Source organism: Ruegeria sp. CDSA236, assembly GCF_059611285.1.
The window spans coordinates 81,865-101,185 of the sequence record NZ_JBXWPG010000015.1 but is presented as its reverse complement, the minus strand read 5'-3'; the positions used below and the strand labels follow the sequence as shown (position 1 = coordinate 101,185).

The following is a 19,321-nucleotide window of genomic DNA, read 5'->3' as shown; positions in this document are numbered from 1 at the left end:
TCGTCAGCTCCGTTTCAGCTTGGGGTCCAGCGCGTCGCGCAGACCGTCGCCCATCAGGTTGATTGCCAGCACCGTGACCAGAATGGCCAGGCCCGGGAAAGTTACCACCCACCAGGCGCGCAGAATGAATTCGCGCGCTTCGGCCAGCATCGTGCCCCATTCGGGCGTTGGCGGCTGCGCCCCCATGCCCAGAAAGCCAAGTGCCGCAGCATCCAGAATCGCGGTCGAGAAGGACAGCGCCGCCTGGACAATGATCGGCGCCAGACAGTTCGGCAGCACGGTTTTGAACATCAGGCGTGCCTTGCTTGCACCGGCCACACGAGCCGAGGTCACATAATCCTTTTGCCGTTCGGCCAGAACCGAGGCGCGGGTGAGGCGCACGTAATGTGGTTGAAACACAATGGCGATGGCGATCATTGCATTGGTCAGAGACGGGCCCAGAATGGCGACCAGAACCAGTGCCAGCAGCAGCGACGGAAAGGACAAGATAATATCCATCACGCGCATGATCATCGTATCGACCCATTTGGGTGCAAACCCGGAAAGCAGGCCAAGAACCACACCGCCTGACACGGCCACACAAACCACGACGATCCCGACAAAGAAGGAATAGCGAGATCCCATAATCAGCCGCGACAGCATATCCCGGCCCAGTGGATCAGTCCCCAGCGGGAAGGCCCAACTGCCGCCTTCCTGCCATGCCGGAGGCTGCAGGATATGCTCGCGGAACTGTTCGGTTGGATCGTAGGGGGCCAGCAAAGGTGCGAAGGCAGCGCAAAAGACAAAGGCGGCGAATACCCACAGGCCAATCACCGCGCCGCGGTTTTCACTGAAATAAAACCAGAATTCGCGCAAGGCGCTTGGGCGGTCTTCGGTTTTGGGTGCGTTTGCGGATAGTTCAGCCATCACCGCCTCCGGATTTTTGGATTGATGATGCCATAAAGGACATCGACCAGTAGGTTCACCAGCATCACGATCACGGCGATCATCAGAAGACCGCCCTGCACCACCGGGTAATCGCGCCGGAAGATGCTGTCGACCATCCACTTGCCGATGCCCGGCCAGCTAAAGATCGTCTCGGTCAGAATTGCACCAGCCAGCAAAGTTCCAACCGACAGGCCGATCACCGTAATCACGGGGATCAACGCATTACGCAGAGCATGCAGCCCGTTGATCCGAGTGGGTGACAGGCCTTTTGCCCGCGCGGTACGAATGTAGTCCTCGCCCAGAACCTCAAGCATCGCCGAGCGCGTCTGACGCGCAATGACAGCCAGCGGGATCGTCCCCAGAACAATCGTTGGCAGAATCAAATGCCGAACAGCCGACGTGAATGCCCCGGGTTGCCCCGACAAAAGACTGTCGATCAGCATAAAGCCGGTCACGCTGGGGAAGTAATACAGAAGGTCGATCCGACCCGAAACAGGCGTCCAGCCCAGGTTGCCCGAGAACACGATGATCAGCAGCAGCGCCCACCAGAAGATCGGCATCGAATATCCCACCAGCGCAGATGACATCAGCGCCCGATCAAAGAATTTGCCCCGGTTGACTGCGGCAATGACACCGGCGGGCAACCCAAGGGCCACCGCGAAGATCATCGCGCAGATCGACAATTCCAGCGTCGCTGGGAACAGGGCAAAAAACTCGTCCCAGACCGGTTTCTTGGTGACAAAGCTTTCGCCCAGATCGCCCTGCATAACGCCGGTCAGATAGTCCCAATATTGTTGGAGGACCGGCTTGTCGAAGCCCAGTTTGACCACCATTTCCTGATAGCGTTCCTCGGACATTCCGCGTTCACCGGCCATGACGATGATCGGATCACCGGGCAAAACCCGAATGAACATGAAGGAGATAAGCGTTACACCCAGGAATGTCGGAATGAACATACCGAGACGAGAAAGAAAGTAGCCAAACATCAGCGACCTATGATTGTGAGATCTTTGGGAAAGTGGGTCAGCGACCGACAACCATCCCGTGTAACAAGCACGTCATCTTCTATGCGCACGCCGAAATTGTCCAGCGCGTAAAGGCCCGGCTCGTTTGTCCAAACCATGCCCGGCAGGATTTTCTGGTCGTTTCCACGCATGATATACGGCGCTTCGTGAACGTCGCGGCCCAGCCCGTGGCCCGTTTTAGTGCGGATCCGGTCGGCATAGGGTGACGCTTCGAGCACGCCGATCACGGCATCGTCGATATCATGCGCCGTGACACCGGGACGGCAGGCTTTGAACCCTGCCAGATTGGCGCGCAGAACGGTGTCATAGACCGCCCTGCCCTCGTCCGAGACCTCTTCGACAAAGAATGTCCGGGTGATGTCGGCGGCAAACCCATGTTTGCGGGCTCCGAAATCAAACAAAAGCGCATCGCCCGGTTTGATCTGGTAATCCGCCCGCGCCTTGCCATGGGGCCGCGCCGAGTTGTCCCCGGCGGCAACAATCGGCGAAAATGCCAGCGAGGCGGCGCCTTCCGCAAACAGTGCCTGAATCAAGGCTTGTTCAATCTGCAATTCGGTCTGCCCGACGCGCACATCCGCAATCACGCGCTCTAACGCGCGTTCAGAGATGTCGATCGCGGCTTGAAGCGCTGCGATATCGTCTTCTGTCTTGATAATGCGCAAGCCAGAAATTTCACGCTCGGCATCGACAATCTGCAGGTCCGGTAACGCGTTGGTAAACGCCTTCGACACAAAGACTCGCATCACCTGCCCTTCCACAGCCAGCGATGTCAGCGGCATATGCTTGGCGAGGGCTGCAAAGGCGTCATCATACCCGGTCTGGTCGAACCAGTCGAAAACGGCGCCTTCAAATCCAACCAGGTCCCAACTGCCGAGCTCAAGGTTGGGAACGATGGCCGCAGGAGAACCTTCGCCGGGGACCACGACCACAAAGGGCCGTTCGTGGCTCATGAAAGGTTTTCCCAATGCACGGGTGAAATTCGGGCCGGGCACAAGGGCCACGGCATCAACTGACATGTCCTTTGCCAGTTGACGGTACTCGGACAAATTCGGCATCAGGGCCGACCTCCAATAAGAAACCGGAGCCGCCACGCGGGCGGCTCCGGTCGGTAAGTGATGAATTATTCGACGCTCACACCGTAGAAGATGTGGCCGCCCAGCGGGTGCACTTTATAGCCCTGCACTTCGTTGCGCATCGGCATAAAGACCACCGAGTGTGCGATCGTTGCCCAAGGCGCCTGCTCTTTGAAGACCACCTGAGCGTCTTCGTACAGCTTGGTGCGTTCGGCCTGATCGGTGGACTGCTTGGCCTTGAGGATCAGCTCTTCGAAGGGCTCGTGGCACCACTGCGCCCGGTTCGAGGCTTCGCGTCCGTCACAACCCAGCAGAACCGCCAAGAAGTTGTCTGGATCGCCATTGTCACCGGTCCAACCCAGCAGAACGGCTCCGTCACGGTCCAGATCTTTCGAACGCGACAGGTATTCACCCCATTCATAGGACACGATTTCGACGTTGACACCAACCTTGGCAAAATCCGCTTGGATCAGCTCGGCCATACGGCGTGCATTCGGGTTATAGGGACGCTGTACCGGCATAGCCCAAACCTTCATCGACAGGTCGGATACGCCTTCGGCTTCCAGCATCGCCTTGGCCGCTTCGGGATCATACGCGTCATCGGTGATGGCGTCGTTATAGCCCCACATGGTTGGCGGGATCGGGTTCTTGGCAACTTGGCCCGAGCCTTGGAACACGACGTCGATGATCGCATTCTTGTCGATCGCCATGTTCAGCGCCTTGCGGACCTTCGGATTGTCGAACGGTGCCATGGTGGTGTTGTAGGCGAGGTAGCCGACGTTCAGGCCTTCCTGCTCCAACATGTTGATATCTGCATCGTCCTGCATCGCTTGAATGTCGGCCGGGTTCGGATAAGGCATGATATGACATTCGCCCGCTTTCAGCTTTTGATAGCGAACCGATGCATCCGGCGTGATAGCGAAGATCAGGTTCTCCACATCCGCAGGGGCCTTCCAGTAGTCGGCATTCTGCGCATAGCGGATCACCGCGTCTTTCTGGTAGGCTACAAACGAGAACGGACCAGTCCCGATCGGTGCTGTGTTCAGCTTCTCAGGCGTACCCGCGGCCATCATCGCATCCGCATATTCCGCAGACAGGATCGAGGCGAAGTCCATCGCCATGTTGGCCACAAAAGGCGCTTCAGGCTTGGACAGGGTGAACTTCACTGTGTAGTCGTCGACTTTTTCAATCGACTCGACCAGGTCCGGCATACCCATGCCCTGGAAATATTCCCAGGTACCACCAGATACCTGATTATAGGCATGGCCTTCATCCTTCTGGCGCATGAACGAGAAGATCACGTCATCAGCATTGAAATCACGCGTCGGCGTGAATTCGTCATTCGAATGGAATTTGACGCCCTGACGCAATTTGAAGGTATATTCCAGACCATCATCGCTGGCCTCAACGCTTTCCGCCAGACCGGGGATAACATTGGTAGTACCGGTCTCAAACTCGAGCAGACGGTTGTAAATCGGGTGTGACGAGGCATCAAAGGTTGTCCCTGCGGTAAATAGCGCCGGGTCAAAGCCTTCGGGTGATCCTTCCGAGCAATATACCAAAGTATTTGCTTGGGCCGCAGCACTGGACAACGCAATCGCTGCAGTTGCGGCCATCAATCTAAGTTTCATGAGTTTCTCCCAGAAATGTTTTTTCTTCAGATTTTCGCGTTGTTCTAATTTCTAGTCAGAACAATCTTTGATGACTGTCACCGCCGCGAAATCCCTGCCCAATGTATCCAAAATACAAAATCCATTGTCAACTGAGTTCACCGCCCAGCGATCAGGAAGTAAAAAAGAGGGCAGGTACAGCGTTACGATTTGCCTGGTCGGGCCTGTTTTCTAACTGATTTCGGTTCTTTGGCGATTAGAGCCAAGCAGTGGCGAAGCCACCGGGCAGGAGCGTCCGAACTCTTGAATGCCATCAATCCTAAATGCCGCGGGCTTCAGGGATCGACCTCCACATCCATGCCTTGAATCGAGTCGATCCGACCCAAATGTCAGGCGCCGTAACGGGCCATGAACATGTCGACAGCCTGCAGCGCGACCTCTTCAATCTCAGCCTCTGAAAAGCTGCTTTGAATGCCGAATGTGGATCGGGGCCAAAGGCGGACCTTGCACAATTCCGAAAACTGTTCAGCGGCAAATTGAAGGTCCTCGATAACCAATTCGCCTTTATTCACCGCTTTTTGCAGATATTCTGCAAGTTGCCGGGTGCCATTTTGCGGCCCCGCCTCATAGAAGGCGCGGCCAAGTTCGGGGAACCGATCTTGCTCGGCCACGCAGATGCGGAACACCTGCTGCGCAAAATCCGACACCAGAAATGCGGCCAGCTGGGTCGCAGCGATGGTCAGCACCTCGCGCGCGGGTTTTGTATCGTCAACCATCGAAACGACATTCTCGGCCATACGGCAGCATTCGTTCTGAGCGACCTCCATGAAAAGAAGACGCTTATCCGGGAAATAGCTGTACAAAGTCGCCTTGGAAACACCCGCCGCGCGCGCAATGTCATCTACACTAGCTCCTTCGAAACCATCTGCCATGAACACTGATCGGGCTCCTTGCAGGACCTGATCAAATTTTCGGCCTGTTCGCAAAATGGCAGTTGCTTCGGACATGCGCTCTCCTTCAGGGGTGGATTCGTCGAATCTATAAACTGATCAGTTCAGATACAACGATTCGCATAGGATTTCGGCCATGGGCAGGCGGGATTATGGTAATTTTTCCGTTAGGTCAGTCCGCGAAGTTCGTTCGGCGGGGCCTGATTGGCCAGGGGTTGCCGCCAGAGAAAACCGTGCTAACACTCTGGCCATGGCTGATATTTTTCTGCGTACGCTGCCGTTCTTTGCGATTATCGGCCTGGGGTATTGGGCTGGGCGCAGTCGGTTCTTCTCGGAAGAAGCCACGGCCTATCTGACGAAATTCGTGTTCTATTTCGCACTTTCGGCAATGTTGTTCCGCTTTGCCGCCACCCTGCCCTTTGCCGAGATATTCGACGGCAGATTGGTCGCGGGCTATCTGCTGGGAACGCTTACGGTTTATGCTCTGGCCAGTCTGATCGCGTGGATGCGCGGCCTTGACATACCAACCTCTGCCGTCGAAGCCCAATGCGCTGCGATCGGCAATGTGGGCTTTCTGGGGCTGCCGATGCTTGCGCTTTTGTTCACCGAAGCAGCAATCGGCCCGGTCATGCTGGTATTGACTGTCGACCTTGTGGTGTTTTCCTCGCTGATCGTGATTTTGATCAATGCCGGACGCGATGGGCGGCTGACGCCGGCAACATTTCGGTTGATTGGCCTCGGTTTGCTGAAAAACCCGATGATCGTATCTATTTCAGCGGGGCTTTTGTGGTCAGCCTTCCAAATTCCCGTGCCCGTTCCACTGAACGATTTTCTGACAATCCTGGGCGGGGCAGCCACTCCGGGAGCCTTGTTTGCGATAGGGGCATCGCTCGCCAGCAAATCCGCCGAGCGTGTGCAGATCGCCGCCTGGCTGAGTTTTTGCAAGCTGATCATTCATCCGCTCTGCGTTGCTGTTTTCGTAATCTGGTTGATCCCGGCGGAAAGCTTCTCGGCTTCGGTTGCCATTGCAGCGGCAGCACTGCCGGTCGCTGGGAATGTCTATATGCTGGCGGCCTATTACGGGGTCGCACCCCATCGGGCTTCGGCCGCAATTCTCTTGTCTACCGTGGTCAGCATCCTGACACTGCCGCTGGTGATTGCCATAGCCGGAACATTCTAAGCCACAGATAGGGAAAATACTCGCTGGCCACAGGAACACAGACTTTACGCACGGACCGAGTAACGATAGCCATGGCGCGAACCTAACGTAAGGACGGAACCAAATGGAAACCCTTTCGGAAAACGCTTGTTTCGGAGGCGTCCAGGGCGTCTATCGCCACGCCTCGGCTGCCTGCCAATGCGACATGACTTTTGGACTGTTCCTGCCCGCCGAGGCAAAGGACGGCCCGGTTCCGGTTCTATGGTATCTGTCTGGTCTGACCTGTACCCATGAAAACGCCATGACCAAGGCCGGGGCGCAGGCCTGGGCCGCGGAACAGGGTATCGCCCTTGTTTTCCCTGACACATCCCCGCGCGGCGAAGGCGTTGCCGATCACGAGGACTACGATCTGGGCCAGGGCGCGGGGTTTTATGTGAATGCCACGCAATCACCCTGGGCACCGCACTTCAACATGTGGGACTATGTGGCCGAGGAATTGCCGGCTCTGCTGGTTGAAACCTTTGCAATCGACGCAGACCGCCAGGCCATTACCGGCCATTCCATGGGCGGCCATGGCGCCCTGACATTGGCAATGAACCTACCGGGCCGGTTCCGATCGGTTTCGGCATTTGCACCGATTTCAAACCCAACAAGCGCCGATTGGGGCCGCAAACAACTGAAGGCATATCTGGGCGATGACGCGGCCAAATGGGCCAAGCACGACGCATCGCTGATGATGAAGAACACCGGTTTCGACGGCCCTGTCCTGATCGACACCGGCGACAATGACCAGTTCATCGACCTGTTGCGCCCCGAGGCGCTGGCCCAGGCGATAGCCGAACGTCGCCAACAGGCAGTTTTCCGTCTGCAGCCCGGCTATGACCATTCTTACTTCTTTGTGTCGACCTTCATGGAAGACCACATCACCTTCCACGCCGAGGCACTGTACGGAGACTGAGGCATGAGCAAATACGATTATGACCTGATCATCATCGGGTCTGGCCCCTCGGGGCGTTCGGCGGCGATTCAGGCAGGCAAGCTGAAACGGCGGGTGCTGGTCATCGACCGCAAGGATCGGCTGGGCGGTGTCTCGGTCCATACCGGCACAATCCCGTCAAAGACCCTGCGCGAGACGGTGCTTAACCTGTCCGGCTGGCGCGAGCGCAGCTTTTACGGGCGCTCATACAGGGTCAAGGATCAGATCCGGGCCGAAGACCTCAAGGCCCGGCTGCATATGACGCTGGACCACGAGGTCGACGTGCTGGAGCATCAGTTCAACCGGAACCACGTGGAAACGCTGAACGGTCTGGCAAAGTTTGTTGGCCCGCATGAGGTTGAGGTTGCGACCGATGCAGGGGAAGCCACACGCCTCACCGCCGCAAAGTTCCTGATCGCCACCGGGACCAAGACCTATCGGCCCGATTACGTGCCTTTCAACGGCAAGACCGTCGTGGATGGCGATGATTTTCTTGAAATGGCCGAGATACCGCGGTCGCTTTGTGTGATCGGGGCCGGTGTGATCGGTGTGGAATATGCCACGATGTTTTCAGCCCTGGATGTGCGGGTCACTCTGATCGAACCACGTGAGACCTTTCTGGATTTCATCGACAGCCGCCTGATCCACGACTTCACCCATCAAATTCGTGAAAACGGCGTGGATTTGCGGTTGGGTTCGGCCGTTAAAAAGATCGAAGATGCCGGTAGCCATGTTGAAGCGACATTGGAAAATGGTCGCCACGTGCGGGCCGAGATGTTGCTGTTCGCCGCCGGGCGGATGGGCGCGACCTCGGCCCTGAACCTGGATTCGGTCGGATTGGAAACCGATCACCGCAACCGGATTGAGGTCGATCGCAAGACCTATCAGACAGCGGTGCCGCATATCTATGCGACCGGGGATGTGATCGGGCACCCCTCGCTGGCGTCAACCTCGCTGCAGCAGGGGCGCGTGGCGGCATGTCACGCGTTGGAGACCCCGACCCTGCCGGAAAGCCCCTGGTACCCTTACGGCATCTATTCGGTGCCCGAGATATCCACCTGCGGCATGTCCGAAGAAGAGTTACAGGAGCGCGATATCCCTTACGAGGTTGGCGTCGCGCGATTCCGCGAAACTTCTCGCGGGCATATCATGGGGTTGGAACATGGCATGTTGAAGATGCTGTTTTCGCTGAAAACCCGCCGGGTTCTTGGTGTGCAGATCGTAGGCGAAGGCGCGACTGAGCTGATCCATATCGCACAGGCTGTATTGAACCTGAAAGGCACAGTGGATTATTTCGTTCAAAACACATTCAACTACCCGACCTTGGCCGAGGCTTATAAGATCGCTGGTCTGGATGCGTTCAACCGGATGCCCATCCCCGAGGAATTCAAGGTCAAGAAGAAGCCTGCCGAGAAACAGGCAAAGAAAGCGTGACAACCCTGTACATAGACGCAGATGCCTGTCCAGTGAAGGCCGAGGCCGAGCGTGTAGCGACCCGACATAAGATTCCGATGGCTCTGGTTTCGAACGGTGGCCTGAGGCCTTCGGCCAATCCTCTGGTACAGGTTGTGATCGTGTCCGCAGGTGCGGATGAGGCCGATAAATGGATCGCAGAGCGTTGTGGTACAGGGGACGTGGTTGTGACCTCAGACATTCCTTTAGCCGCGAAATGTGTTGAAGCAGGTGCGCGTGTATTACGTCACAACGGCGAGGCCTTTACCGCCGCCAATATTGGTCAGCAACTGGCGATGCGCGACCTGATGGCAGACCTGCGTTCGGCAAACCCTCTGGGCGCCGGGGGCGGTGGCAAGCCTTTTGGCAAGGCCGATAGGTCCCGGTTTTTGGATGCGTTGGAACGGGAATTGCGGGCGGCACTAAGGGCGTGACCCTCCCGCCCGTCACAGACGCATCAGAGATGCGTCCCCTCCGGTTGGGCCGGGCAGCGCTGCGCGCTGCAGTTCCTGTCTTGAAAAGCGCAGCAAGGATTGATTCAGTCAGCCCCAGCAGAGATTCTAAGAAGGTTTGTTCATGCCAATAGAAGCGGTGGTTTTCGACATCGGGAATGTCCTGATAGAATGGCAGCCAGAACGGTACTACGACGCGGTTATTGGTGAAGACCGTCGCCGGGCCATGTTTGCCGAGGTTGACCTGCATGGAATGAATGATCTGGTTGATCAGGGGCATCACTTCACGGACACCATCTATGGCTGGGCTGATAAATATCCCCAATGGCGGGATGAAATTCGGATGTGGCACGACAAATGGATCGAATTGGCCACGCCAGAAATTCCCCACTCGGTACGACTGCAACGTGCGCTGCGCGCCAAAGGCATCTCGGTCTTTGCGCTCACAAATTTCGGGGTGCAGAATTTTGAGTATGCAACCACGGTCTATCCATTCCTCAACGAGTTCGACCGGCTGTATGTTTCAGGTCGCATGCAGACAGTGAAACCGCATGTCCCGATTTACGAGATGGTCGAAGCCGATTGTGGTCTGGCGCCCGAGACGTTGTTGTTCACCGACGACCGGATCGACAATATCGAAACGGCGCAGGCGCGAGGCTGGCAAACGCATCATTTTGAGGGCCCGCAAGGATGGGCCGACCGGTTGGTGGCTGAGGGGCTTTTGACCCGCGAAGAAGCGCGATAGATCAGGCCGCGACGGGTTGTGCGCGGTTCTCGCGGATGGGCAGGTGAACGATGGCGCTGAAGGCGCCGATGGCCACGCCGATCCACCAGACAAAGGTGTAATCTCCGTACTGGTCATACATGCGGCCGCCTAGCCAGACGCCAAGAAAACTGCCGACCTGATGGCTGAAGAAGATGATGCCGTAAAGCGTACCCATGTAGCGCAACCCGTACAAATGTGCGACGAGCCCCGAGGTCAGTGGAACCGTTGCCAGCCAGAGCGAACCCATGACCAATGAGAATACAACGACCGTGATTGGCGTGATCGGCAGGATTATGAAAGCCGCCGCTGTAAGCGTGCGGGCGGCATAAATGGAGGCCAGAAGGTATTTCTTGGGAAAGTGCATTCCGGCCCACCCCGCCAGCAATGTCCCTCCGATATTGGCCAACCCGATCAATGAAATCGACACAGCCCCTAATGCGGAAGTTGTCGTTATACCAATGGAATGCAGTATTCCACCCGGCTGAATCGGGCCGCACATTTCGGTAACGAAAGCGGGAAAATGCGCTGTGATAAAGCCAAGCTGATAACCACAGCTGAAAAATCCCAGGAAAATCAGGGTATAAGACGGGTCCCGGAAGGCCTTACCCAGAATCTGGCCCATGCTCTCTTCGATTTCGGCTTTGGTTGCGGCGTGGGGGGCGCGCATGAAGGGCAGAGTCATGACCAGTGCCAGGATGGCAACGGCAAACACGATGAAAACCTGTTGCCAGGGCATAAAAGACAAAAGCCATTCCGCCGTTGGAGCACCCAAAACCTGGCCAAAGCTTCCTGCCGCTGTCACGACGGCCAGAGACATAGAGCGGTTATGATCAGAGGACGCCCGTCCAACTACGGCAAGCACGACACCAAACCCCGTGCCGGCAATCCCAAAGCCCACAAGCCAGGCGTACATCTGATGCTCGAACGGGGTAACGGACCACGCCGACAACACCATGCCCGATGCATAGGTCAATGCCCCGAGCACAATCGCACGGCGATCCCCCACCTTCTCGGCGATGGCGGCAAAAATGGGTTGTCCAATTCCCCAAGCGAGGTTCTGGATCGCAATCGCCATCGAAAAATCGGTGCGCAGCCAGCCGAATTCAGTCGCAATGGGGATCTGGAATACGCCAAAGGATGCCCGCACGGCAAAACTGACGGCGATAATTATACAGCCGACGATCAAGATCGGATTTAGCAGGCGTGCGTGCTGTGGCATAGGATCCTCGAATGTCCGAGCCGCGACGGTAGCCAAATTTGTACCGTGGTCAATTCAGGAGTTTTGACGTTGCGGATAAGTAAAATTGATGCATCTTCAAAATGCCTGCTTTTCAACGCCCAGAGGTGAAGGTATCCCTCGGGATATGTCAGATTTGATATCGCTTTACGAGACACGCATCGCCGATGGCACTTTGACGCGGGACGATGCGCAAGAGGCTGTCCTTCCGCATTTCGAACGCATTCGCGCGGCCTTGGCTACCCCGGTCAAGCGTGGTTTCTTTCGCAAGACACCCCCGCCGCCCCAGGGACTTTATCTGTGGGGCGGAGTTGGTCGTGGCAAGTCGATGTTGATGGATATGTTTGTCGACGCGCTTGGCGACATCCCTGCCCGTCGCGTCCATTTTCATGCTTTCATGCAGGAAATCCACGCGGGAATGCACAAAGCTCGTAAGGACGGAGTTGAGGATGCGCTTGCACCGGTCGCGGACTCGGTTGTCAAATCCGTAAAACTGCTGGCATTTGACGAGATGCAGATCACCGATATCACCGATGCGATGATCGTCGGGCGGCTGTTTGATCTTTTGCATGCTGGCGGGGTCGTGGTCATCACCACATCCAACCGGCACCCGGACGAATTGTACAAGAACGGCTTGAACCGCCAGCTCTTTTTGCCATTCATCGCGCATATCAAGGAACAGCTTCAGATATGGGAACTGGTCTCGCCTACTGATTACCGACAGAACCGTCTTGAAGGTGCGCCAGTCTATTTCACGCCGATCGGCCCCGAGGCTCGACAGAATATCCGATCCGTCTGGAACGATCTCGCGGGCGGTGCGGCGGAACCGCTGATGTTGCAGGTAAATGGCCGTGCTGTCGAATTGCCGGCCTTTCGGAACGGGATAGCCCGAGCAAGCTTTTATGACCTGTGCGGACGGATGCTGGGCCCTGCAGATTATCTGGCCGTTGCCGAGGCGGTCAAAGTTCTGGTTCTGGAGGACATCCCGCGCCTGTCCCGGAATAACTTCAATGAGGCCAAGCGTTTTGTGACGTTGATTGACGCCTTGTATGAGGCGCGGGTTCGCCTGATCTGTTCGGCGGCCGCAGAGCCCGAGATGTTGTATGTCGAGGGTGAAGGGACGTTCGAGTTCGAACGCACTGCCTCGCGACTGCGCGAGATGCAAGCCGAAGATTGGGGGGCATAGGGGCGCTGCCCTGTCACGTTTTGCGCGCCTCCCTCAAGGTATTTCGGCCAGGTGAAGACCTATCCATTTTCGCGTAGGATGTTGCCCGCCAAATAGAGTGACCCGCAAATCAGGATACGGGCCTGAGGGTCTTGGTCTGTGATTTTCTGCAGGGCCGCGGATACACTCTCTGCAGTGTCGGCTTTCAAGCCAACCTGGTCAGCAGCCTGCGCCGTATCTTCAGCGCTAAGCGTCGCGGCCTCACCCGGTATCGACACTGCGGTCAGGCTTTGAGCCTGCGTGGCAAGCGGTGCAAGATAGCCAGCGACATCTTTGGTGTTGAGCATTCCGCAGATCAAATGTGTCGGAGATTGCGGTAATTTTTTCAGCACTTCAGCAAGTGCAATTCCCGCGGCGGCATTGTGCCCACCATCCAGCCACAGCTCGGCCTGTGCGGCCTGTTCAACAAGCGGGCCGGATTTCAGACGCTGCATCCGTGCTGGCCACTCGGCCTTGGTAACGGCGGCCTCATAGGCCTGATCACCAAGTTCGAGATGGCGCAATACCGCTATTGCCGCACCCGCATTCTGAATTTGATGTGCGCCAAGCAAGTTGGGCAGCGGCAGATCCCGCAGCCCGATTTCGTCCTGATACACAAGACGTCCGTTTTCCTCGGTCACATGCCAGTGCTGACCGTGTACCAGCAATGGGGCACCCAGACGGGCCGCTGTATATTCGATGACCTCAAGCGCTTCGTCCTGCTGTGGGCCGACGATACAAGGGACGCCCGGCTTGATGATCCCGGCTTTTTCGGCAGCGATCTTGCCCAACGTGTCGCCTAGAAACTGTTCATGGTCGATGGAAACCGGCGTGATAACCGTCACGGCGGGTTCGTGCACCACGTTTGTTGCATCCAGGCGCCCGCCAAGGCCGACCTCAAGCAAGGTATAATCAGCCTGTTTGCGGGCAAAGGCCAGGAGGGCCGCACAGGTCGTAATCTCGAAATAGGTGATGTTCTCACCACCATTGGCGGCATAGCACTCATCAAGGACGTTTGTCAGTTCGGCTTCCGAAATCAACTCACCTGCCAGCCGAATACGCTCGTGAAACCGGGCAAGATGCGGAGAGGTATAGGCGTGAACCGTTTTCCCCGCCCCTTCCATACCGGCGCGGATCATAGCCTGCGTAGACCCCTTGCCATTTGTCCCTGCGATATGAACGACCGGAGGCAATTTGGTCTGAGGGCTTTCCAGTGCGGCAAGCAAACGCCACACCCGATCCAGCGTCAGGTCAATGATCTTGGGATGCAGCGCCATCATCCGATCAAGGATGACGTCTGACGATGGCGAAGTCATTCCTGATCCGCGTCTTTCTCTGGGGCTTCGGGGGTGGGCGCGGGCAAATCACCTTTGACCGCAGGAGGCTGATTCATCAGCATGCGGGTAATCGTGATCAATTCGTCACGCATTTCGGTACGCTTCGTTACCCGGTCCAGCATTCCGTGGTCCAGCAAGTATTCTGCGCGCTGAAATCCTTCGGGCAGCTTTTCCCGAATGGTCTGTTCGATCACGCGCGGGCCTGCAAAGCAGATTAGCGCATTGGGTTCCGAGATATGGACGTCGCCCAGCATCGCATAAGAAGCGGTCACGCCTCCGGTGGTAGGATGGGTGAGTACAACGATATAGGGCAGTTTTGCCTCTTTCAGCATCTCAACCGCCACGGTGGTTCGCGGCATCTGCATCAAGCTCAGGATGCCTTCCTGCATTCGCGCGCCACCCGCTGCCGAGAACAGGATCAGCGGGCGTTTCAACTTAACTGCCTCTTGCGCGGCCGCAATGATGGCATTGCCGACATACATACCCATCGAGCCGCCCATGAACGAGAAATCCTGGGCCGCTGCCACGACCGGCGTACGTCCGATATCACCTTTGGCGACCAGCATCGCCTCTTGCTCGCCAGTTTTCTTCTGCGCTGCTTTCATCCGGTCGGGGTATCTCTTCTGGTCCCGGAACTGTAGCGGATCATCTTTGGGAGCGGGAACATCGACCTCGGTAAATATACCACCGTCAAACAGGTGCCCGAACCGGTCGCGCGGAGTGATCGCCATATGATGATCACATTGGGTGCAGACATTCTGGTTTTCCGCCAATTCGCGGTGGAACAGCATCGTGCCGCATTCGTCACACTTGTGCCAAAGGTTTTCCGGGACTTCCCGGCGTGAGAAGATCGAATTAATCCGGGGACGGACGTAGTTTGTGATCCAGTTCATGTCGGAACCTTGCTAGTACGGCGTTGACGTCACATAAGACGCTACGGAAAGAATTGCAATCAGCGCCTGAGCGCAAGGCGCGCGATAAACCAGCTGACAATCATCACGGCAAAATCCACATATAACCATTGCCGCAATGTCAGAGTATCGGTCATATCAAAGGGCAGTACAAATAAGGCAAGACCGCTGAGGGTGTCAGGGAGCGAGACAAACAAGAGCGCTATGACATTGTTGAAAAAATGCAGCGCTATGGCCGGGCCCAGGGTTCCCGCCCGCGCGGTCAAATCCGCAGCCAAAAGTCCAAACAGACCAGTCCACAGCACCAGCAACTCTGCATTGCCGCCCGCCGCATCGGGCGAATAGTGCCCCACCGCGAATAGAAGCGACGGTACCCCCATCCAGATGATCGGAGAACGGAATCGCGCCGCCAGGCTTTGCTGCATATATCCGCGGAAAAGCAGCTCCTCCGCACTGATTTGGACAAACACAGCCAATAGCGACAGAGGCAGGAATACCAGCCAAACCGAAAAGGACAGGTTTTGAACAAGCGGCGCGCCCATAATGAGGTGCGGCACGGTTACGATAACCACGCCAAGCACCATCAGGGCGCGCAGCACAAGCCAGAACTGTCTGGCCGCTTTGCCCCGAGTCCCTAAAATAGAACCCAGGGATCGCTTCTGAAACTGTCGCGCTGCGGTCCACACACCAAATGTGACAAACCCAAAGCTTGACAGCAGGATCACCATCGAGATCGGGGTCGAGCCGTTCATCAACCCGCTGGCCCATTCCTGCGGTCCGGCCACGGTTACGACTGCAAACAGGATCAGATTGAAGACGGTTGCAACGACCACAATTGTTGCCAGGCCGGCCAGCAGACGCCACAGCTGTGGTTTGTCGCGTGCGTCGGCGACCAGTTGCTCATGCGGGGCGTAAGAGGGCGCGCGGATTTCAGACATTCTGGTGGGAACTTTCGGTCTGGTCCTCATCATCGAAGAACAAGGTCGATGCTTTGGTGGCGTTGATCTTTTCCGAAATGGTTGTCAGGTATCCGGCAACTGTTTCAAGCAACTGAACCGCAACGCTTGCATCGCTTTCGATCACCGCGCGCAGTTCCACTGCACCAATCCGCAGGAATGAACAGTTTTCGCCTGCCACAAGATCCAACTGCCTGGTCTCACCGGTGATAACAGACAGGTCACCGATCAGGCGCCCGGGTTCAATGACAGATATGGACCGGGTCGAACCGTCTTCTTCGTGCCACATCAGCTTCGCATGACCCGAAATGCACAGATAGGCCGCATCCGGCGCCTGCCCACGAGAGAAAATGACCTGACCAGCGGCAGCATCATACCACTGCGCCGAAAACGCCAGCAATCTCTGGTTGCGACCGTCGATATTGGCAAAAAGCGGAGTTGACGAGATAATCTTCAGCTTGCGGCTGAGGTCAGCGGTGGTGCCGGATTCTTGTTCGAGCTGCGTTTTCGAGACACCGTCAATGCGGCCATCCTTGATTTCAACAAACAGATCATAGGCCTCGGGATGGGCGAAACTGTCCTCCATGAAAATCATGATGGAATCGGGCAGCAGTTCGCGCAGTTTCAACCGGGTGCGTAAACGGCTCTCAGAGTCATGGCTGGCCAACGCTTTATCCAGGATTAGCAAATCCGGCCGTTTAATCCCGGCGCGCGAGAAGGCAATTCGTTCCTGAAAGACGGTTGTCAGATTGTTCCCACCCAGCCCTGCGGACAGATCATAGACGATGGCCGCTGCCTGTCTGCGCAGACCTGCGGCATTGATCACTTCGGCAACCACATCCTCTATCTCGTCAGCATGAGCTCCTGCCGTCACAGACACCCGCCCGAAAAGCGCATTTTCCATAACCGTCATACGCGCGATGTATGTGTCCGGTGTGACCGGTACAAATATCTCCTGCAGGCTTCCACGTAACCTTTCGCCCTGTTCAGTGCGGATTTTCAGAATCTTCTGTTTGTATTCATCCGGGAAATCAGGGCCAATCTGTTCGGCGGTCAGCAGGAACGGAACGGTCAGAAGAAAGGCGTGTTCGCGCTGCGATAGCTCGTCCACTCCTTTTGCCTTGCGCTTGTCTTCGATTGCCAGCAGCCGGTGGAACATATCCTTGCTCAAGCCCAGGCGCAGGAACAGCGGATGGTCGGTTCCGTCCCGCCCAAAAGCATGGCTCAGCGTTTCCAGAACAGCGCTTGAGATACTCAGCGCGTCGTCATCAAGCTCATGTGTACGCAGCATTTGCATGAACCGATTATCGCCGGCCAGAATGTCCGGCGAGATTTCCTGCGACGGTGCTGCATAAAGAAGGTTGCCGCCCAAAGGCACAGTTGGGTTGAACCTGTCCGGATCGAACCGGTAGACAAAGCGGTCCAGATCTTTTTCCACCAACTTGTCATGGATGGGGCCACGGAGGTCGATGATATTTTGCACAAACCCGGGATGCTGATCCGGATTCAACTGGCTGCGCAGGGTGCGGCGGAACATGAATTCATCCGTTCCCATCGCCTCGACCAGCTTGAACCACCAATCCTGGATGTCGTCAGTGTTGTTGAGCCCGGCCAGACCGGGATCAATCCATTCATCTGACAGCGAATCCACCGAGTTCCCCGCTCGCGCGGCCTCGATCTGGCGGCGGCTAGGGGCCCTGGCGGCGTCGGCTTCATGCTGAGGGCGTGTTTTCAGGGGCATCATCAAGTTGTCCCCAATCGACCCATCAAACAGATATGGTCGAGAATAGGCATATCCGATCCGCGCCGCGATGACGGATTGGTGCAAAGATTGGATGTCATGTCCGGCAATCGTGACGTCGCCCTGAACCGGCAGCAATTCGCGGGTCAGCAGCTGAGCCAATGCCCCTCTTTCGGCCGCATTCGAGGATTTGATGGCCACGCGGGCCCCTTTGGGTATGACGAGGTCTATATCCTCGAGAACAGTTTTCCCATCGTTATCCCGAACGGTAATATTCTGCAGCTTGATCTCGCCAGTCAGATGCGGAATGGAATCAGGCTCGCCCTCGAACAGCTCTTCGGGCACCATGTTGTCGGGTGCGAAGCGTTCGGTCACGATTTCCCACCGCAACGACATGTCCTGAACCTGATTGTAATAGGTCAGCAGATCCTTCCAAGGTCCGCTAAGATCCTTATATGCTCCCAGTGCCGCCACCAGCGCGCCCACTGTTACCTCGCCCGTGATCGCCAGGTATCCGCCCACCGAATAAAACAGAAACGGGGTCATCTGAGTGATCAGATTGTTGAGAAACTTCATGAAGAACTTTTTGTTATAGATCTTGAATCGGATCTCGAACAAAGTTCCCAAACGATGGCTGAACTGGGCCAATCTGTGCCGCCAGCCTCCGTTGGTGCGCAGATCACTGATCCCGGCTGCGCTTTCGCCGATTTCTGAGCTCAAGCGCCTAACTTCCTGGATTCGGTCTTTGTTCAACAGGTTGATCTGGCGCTGCAATTTTGGAATCAACCAAGCCTGCAGCGGGATCAGCGCAATACTTGCAAGACCAAACCACACGCTTTGCATGAACAGAAACGTCACAATGGTCATCATCTGACCAAACTGGAATACAGGTTGTGCGATCGCATCCCCCATCAGGCCGCCCATCGGTTCAGCTTCGGACGTGATCATTGACACCAACTCGCCCTGACTGGTGGTGGCAAAATAGGATTTCGGGAACCGCAGAGTTCGGTGGATCAGCGTGTACCTCAGTCGGCGTAACATGCGTTCGGCCAACACACCTTTCATCGTGTTGATCCGCATTTTCATCAGACCGCTGGCGATGACCGTCGCCAGAAAGGCCAGACACAGAATCAACAAATACTGCACCTGCGTCACCGTAACTCCTAAGAAAGTTACCGAGCTGCCTGGAGCACCAATCGCATCGTTAATGATCTGCTTGGGCAGCTCCAATGATGCATAGAGGAAGGGAAAAGAAAACAATGTCAGCAGCAACAATACCAGTTGCTGTTTCTTGGAATGCTTCCAGATGAATGCGAATAGAGTGGGTTCCATGCCCCGTCTTTGCCTCGGAAATATTGCTATAGGGTTGTAACGGATGGTCCACTGCAATCAGGTGTCAGACGGTACGCACTGACCGGGTCGATTGCAAGAACGGCGCCCTCCGTAACAGGTCACAACTTTGCTGCCTAGCCAAAAGCGTGTTCACATTTTCGGTAATTTACCGACGCTATGATGCAAATCGGCTTTATCCTCGGGTGGATATCC

The 19,321-nt window shown here is 56.4% G+C and carries 16 protein-coding genes; 6 read left to right on the top strand and 10 right to left on the bottom strand.

The features are described from left to right. Positions 1-3 precede the first annotated feature (3 nt). The 5 genes from AC2FLB_RS19090 to AC2FLB_RS19070 form a co-directional block, all read right to left on the bottom strand. On the bottom strand, positions 4-906 hold the full coding sequence (locus tag AC2FLB_RS19090) for an ABC transporter permease subunit (protein WP_185956667.1): 903 nt from the start codon (positions 904-906) through the stop codon (positions 4-6). Then, positions 906-1,913, bottom strand: coding sequence for an ABC transporter permease subunit (locus AC2FLB_RS19085; RefSeq protein ID WP_142636316.1), 1,008 nt, complete (start codon positions 1,911-1,913; stop codon positions 906-908). Before AC2FLB_RS19085 ends, AC2FLB_RS19090 begins: the two co-directional genes overlap by 1 nt. Beyond that, on the bottom strand, positions 1,913-3,007 hold the full coding sequence (locus AC2FLB_RS19080) for a M24 family metallopeptidase (RefSeq protein ID WP_496709860.1): 1,095 nt from the start codon (positions 3,005-3,007) through the stop codon (positions 1,913-1,915). The genes AC2FLB_RS19085 and AC2FLB_RS19080 overlap by 1 nt, the downstream gene beginning before the upstream one ends. A gap of 65 nt (positions 3,008-3,072) precedes the next feature. Then, positions 3,073-4,656: an ABC transporter substrate-binding protein gene (locus AC2FLB_RS19075; protein ID WP_496709859.1), complete on the bottom strand. Its 1,584-nt coding sequence runs from the start codon at positions 4,654-4,656 to the stop codon at positions 3,073-3,075. 368 nt (positions 4,657-5,024) lie between these two features. Further along, positions 5,025-5,642 carry a TetR/AcrR family transcriptional regulator gene (locus AC2FLB_RS19070; RefSeq protein ID WP_142636321.1) on the bottom strand — a complete coding sequence of 206 codons (618 nt, stop codon included), beginning with the start codon at positions 5,640-5,642 and terminating at the stop codon, positions 5,025-5,027. A 193-nt stretch (positions 5,643-5,835) separates the two neighbouring features. On the opposite strand from AC2FLB_RS19070, the gene AC2FLB_RS19065 reads away from it, so the two are divergent. The 5 genes from AC2FLB_RS19065 (at position 5,836) to AC2FLB_RS19045 (ending at position 10,369) form a co-directional block, all read left to right on the top strand. Then, a complete protein-coding gene (locus tag AC2FLB_RS19065; protein ID WP_142636323.1) occupies positions 5,836-6,765 on the top strand; it encodes an AEC family transporter in 930 nt (309 codons plus the stop codon). Between the two features lie 103 nt (positions 6,766-6,868). Further along, on the top strand, positions 6,869-7,702 hold the full coding sequence (gene fghA, locus AC2FLB_RS19060) for an S-formylglutathione hydrolase (RefSeq protein WP_496705098.1): 834 nt from the start codon (positions 6,869-6,871) through the stop codon (positions 7,700-7,702). A 3-nt stretch (positions 7,703-7,705) separates the two neighbouring features. Continuing rightward, entirely contained in the window at positions 7,706-9,154 is a 1,449-nt protein-coding gene (gene sthA, locus AC2FLB_RS19055) for a Si-specific NAD(P)(+) transhydrogenase (RefSeq protein ID WP_496709858.1), read from the top strand. Continuing rightward, positions 9,151-9,606, top strand: coding sequence for a YaiI/YqxD family protein (locus AC2FLB_RS19050; protein ID WP_281972917.1), 456 nt, complete (start codon positions 9,151-9,153; stop codon positions 9,604-9,606). Before sthA ends, AC2FLB_RS19050 begins: the two co-directional genes overlap by 4 nt. Positions 9,607-9,748: 142 nt before the next feature. Beyond that, a complete protein-coding gene (locus AC2FLB_RS19045) occupies positions 9,749-10,369 on the top strand; it encodes an HAD family hydrolase (protein ID WP_496709857.1) in 621 nt (206 codons plus the stop codon). Between the two features lies 1 nt (position 10,370). Here the strand turns inward: AC2FLB_RS19045 and AC2FLB_RS19040 are convergent, their stop codons facing one another. Beyond that, the gene (locus AC2FLB_RS19040) at positions 10,371-11,609 is read right to left on the bottom strand and encodes an MFS transporter (RefSeq protein ID WP_496709856.1); all 1,239 of its coding nucleotides are present in this window, start codon (positions 11,607-11,609) and stop codon (positions 10,371-10,373) included. A gap of 145 nt (positions 11,610-11,754) precedes the next feature. On the opposite strand from AC2FLB_RS19040, the gene zapE reads away from it, so the two are divergent. Continuing rightward, positions 11,755-12,813, top strand: a complete 1,059-nt coding sequence (zapE, locus tag AC2FLB_RS19035) for a cell division protein ZapE (protein WP_496691592.1) — start codon at positions 11,755-11,757, stop codon at positions 12,811-12,813. Positions 12,814-12,872: 59 nt separating this feature from the next. Here the strand turns inward: zapE and AC2FLB_RS19030 are convergent, their stop codons facing one another. Genes AC2FLB_RS19030 through AC2FLB_RS19015 form a run of 4 tightly spaced genes read right to left on the bottom strand, consistent with a single transcriptional unit; the run spans position 12,873 to position 19,108 of the window. Beyond that, positions 12,873-14,147, bottom strand: coding sequence for a bifunctional folylpolyglutamate synthase/dihydrofolate synthase (locus AC2FLB_RS19030; RefSeq protein WP_496705094.1), 1,275 nt, complete (start codon positions 14,145-14,147; stop codon positions 12,873-12,875). Beyond that, positions 14,144-15,061: an acetyl-CoA carboxylase, carboxyltransferase subunit beta gene (accD, locus tag AC2FLB_RS19025; RefSeq protein ID WP_496689318.1), complete on the bottom strand. Its 918-nt coding sequence runs from the start codon at positions 15,059-15,061 to the stop codon at positions 14,144-14,146. The genes AC2FLB_RS19030 and accD overlap by 4 nt, the downstream gene beginning before the upstream one ends. 59 nt (positions 15,062-15,120) lie before the next feature. Then, a complete protein-coding gene (locus AC2FLB_RS19020; RefSeq protein ID WP_496703213.1) occupies positions 15,121-16,017 on the bottom strand; it encodes a CPBP family intramembrane glutamic endopeptidase in 897 nt (298 codons plus the stop codon). Continuing rightward, on the bottom strand, positions 16,010-19,108 hold the full coding sequence (locus AC2FLB_RS19015) for an ABC transporter transmembrane domain-containing protein (RefSeq protein ID WP_496709855.1): 3,099 nt from the start codon (positions 19,106-19,108) through the stop codon (positions 16,010-16,012). The genes AC2FLB_RS19020 and AC2FLB_RS19015 overlap by 8 nt, the downstream gene beginning before the upstream one ends. Positions 19,109-19,321: the final 213 nt, after the last annotated feature.

What these genes read in the sequence shown, in the direction of transcription:
- AC2FLB_RS19020 (WP_496703213.1), bottom strand. Translation starts at nt 16,017, where the DNA reads ATGTCTGAAATCCGCGCGCCCTCTTACGCCCCGCATGAGCAACTGGTC.
- AC2FLB_RS19065 (WP_142636323.1), top strand. Translation starts at nt 5,836, where the DNA reads ATGGCTGATATTTTTCTGCGTACGCTGCCGTTCTTTGCGATTATCGGC.
- AC2FLB_RS19085 (WP_142636316.1), bottom strand. Translation starts at nt 1,913, where the DNA reads ATGTTTGGCTACTTTCTTTCTCGTCTCGGTATGTTCATTCCGACATTC.
- AC2FLB_RS19015 (WP_496709855.1), bottom strand. Translation starts at nt 19,108, where the DNA reads ATGGAACCCACTCTATTCGCATTCATCTGGAAGCATTCCAAGAAACAG.
- AC2FLB_RS19075 (WP_496709859.1), bottom strand. Translation starts at nt 4,656, where the DNA reads ATGAAACTTAGATTGATGGCCGCAACTGCAGCGATTGCGTTGTCCAGT.
- sthA (WP_496709858.1), top strand. Translation starts at nt 7,706, where the DNA reads ATGAGCAAATACGATTATGACCTGATCATCATCGGGTCTGGCCCCTCG.
- accD (WP_496689318.1), bottom strand. Translation starts at nt 15,061, where the DNA reads ATGAACTGGATCACAAACTACGTCCGTCCCCGGATTAATTCGATCTTC.
- AC2FLB_RS19090 (WP_185956667.1), bottom strand. Translation starts at nt 906, where the DNA reads ATGGCTGAACTATCCGCAAACGCACCCAAAACCGAAGACCGCCCAAGC.
- AC2FLB_RS19045 (WP_496709857.1), top strand. Translation starts at nt 9,749, where the DNA reads ATGCCAATAGAAGCGGTGGTTTTCGACATCGGGAATGTCCTGATAGAA.
- AC2FLB_RS19040 (WP_496709856.1), bottom strand. Translation starts at nt 11,609, where the DNA reads ATGCCACAGCACGCACGCCTGCTAAATCCGATCTTGATCGTCGGCTGT.
- AC2FLB_RS19070 (WP_142636321.1), bottom strand. Translation starts at nt 5,642, where the DNA reads ATGTCCGAAGCAACTGCCATTTTGCGAACAGGCCGAAAATTTGATCAG.
- AC2FLB_RS19030 (WP_496705094.1), bottom strand. Translation starts at nt 14,147, where the DNA reads ATGACTTCGCCATCGTCAGACGTCATCCTTGATCGGATGATGGCGCTG.
- zapE (WP_496691592.1), top strand. Translation starts at nt 11,755, where the DNA reads ATGTCAGATTTGATATCGCTTTACGAGACACGCATCGCCGATGGCACT.
- AC2FLB_RS19080 (WP_496709860.1), bottom strand. Translation starts at nt 3,007, where the DNA reads ATGCCGAATTTGTCCGAGTACCGTCAACTGGCAAAGGACATGTCAGTT.
- fghA (WP_496705098.1), top strand. Translation starts at nt 6,869, where the DNA reads ATGGAAACCCTTTCGGAAAACGCTTGTTTCGGAGGCGTCCAGGGCGTC.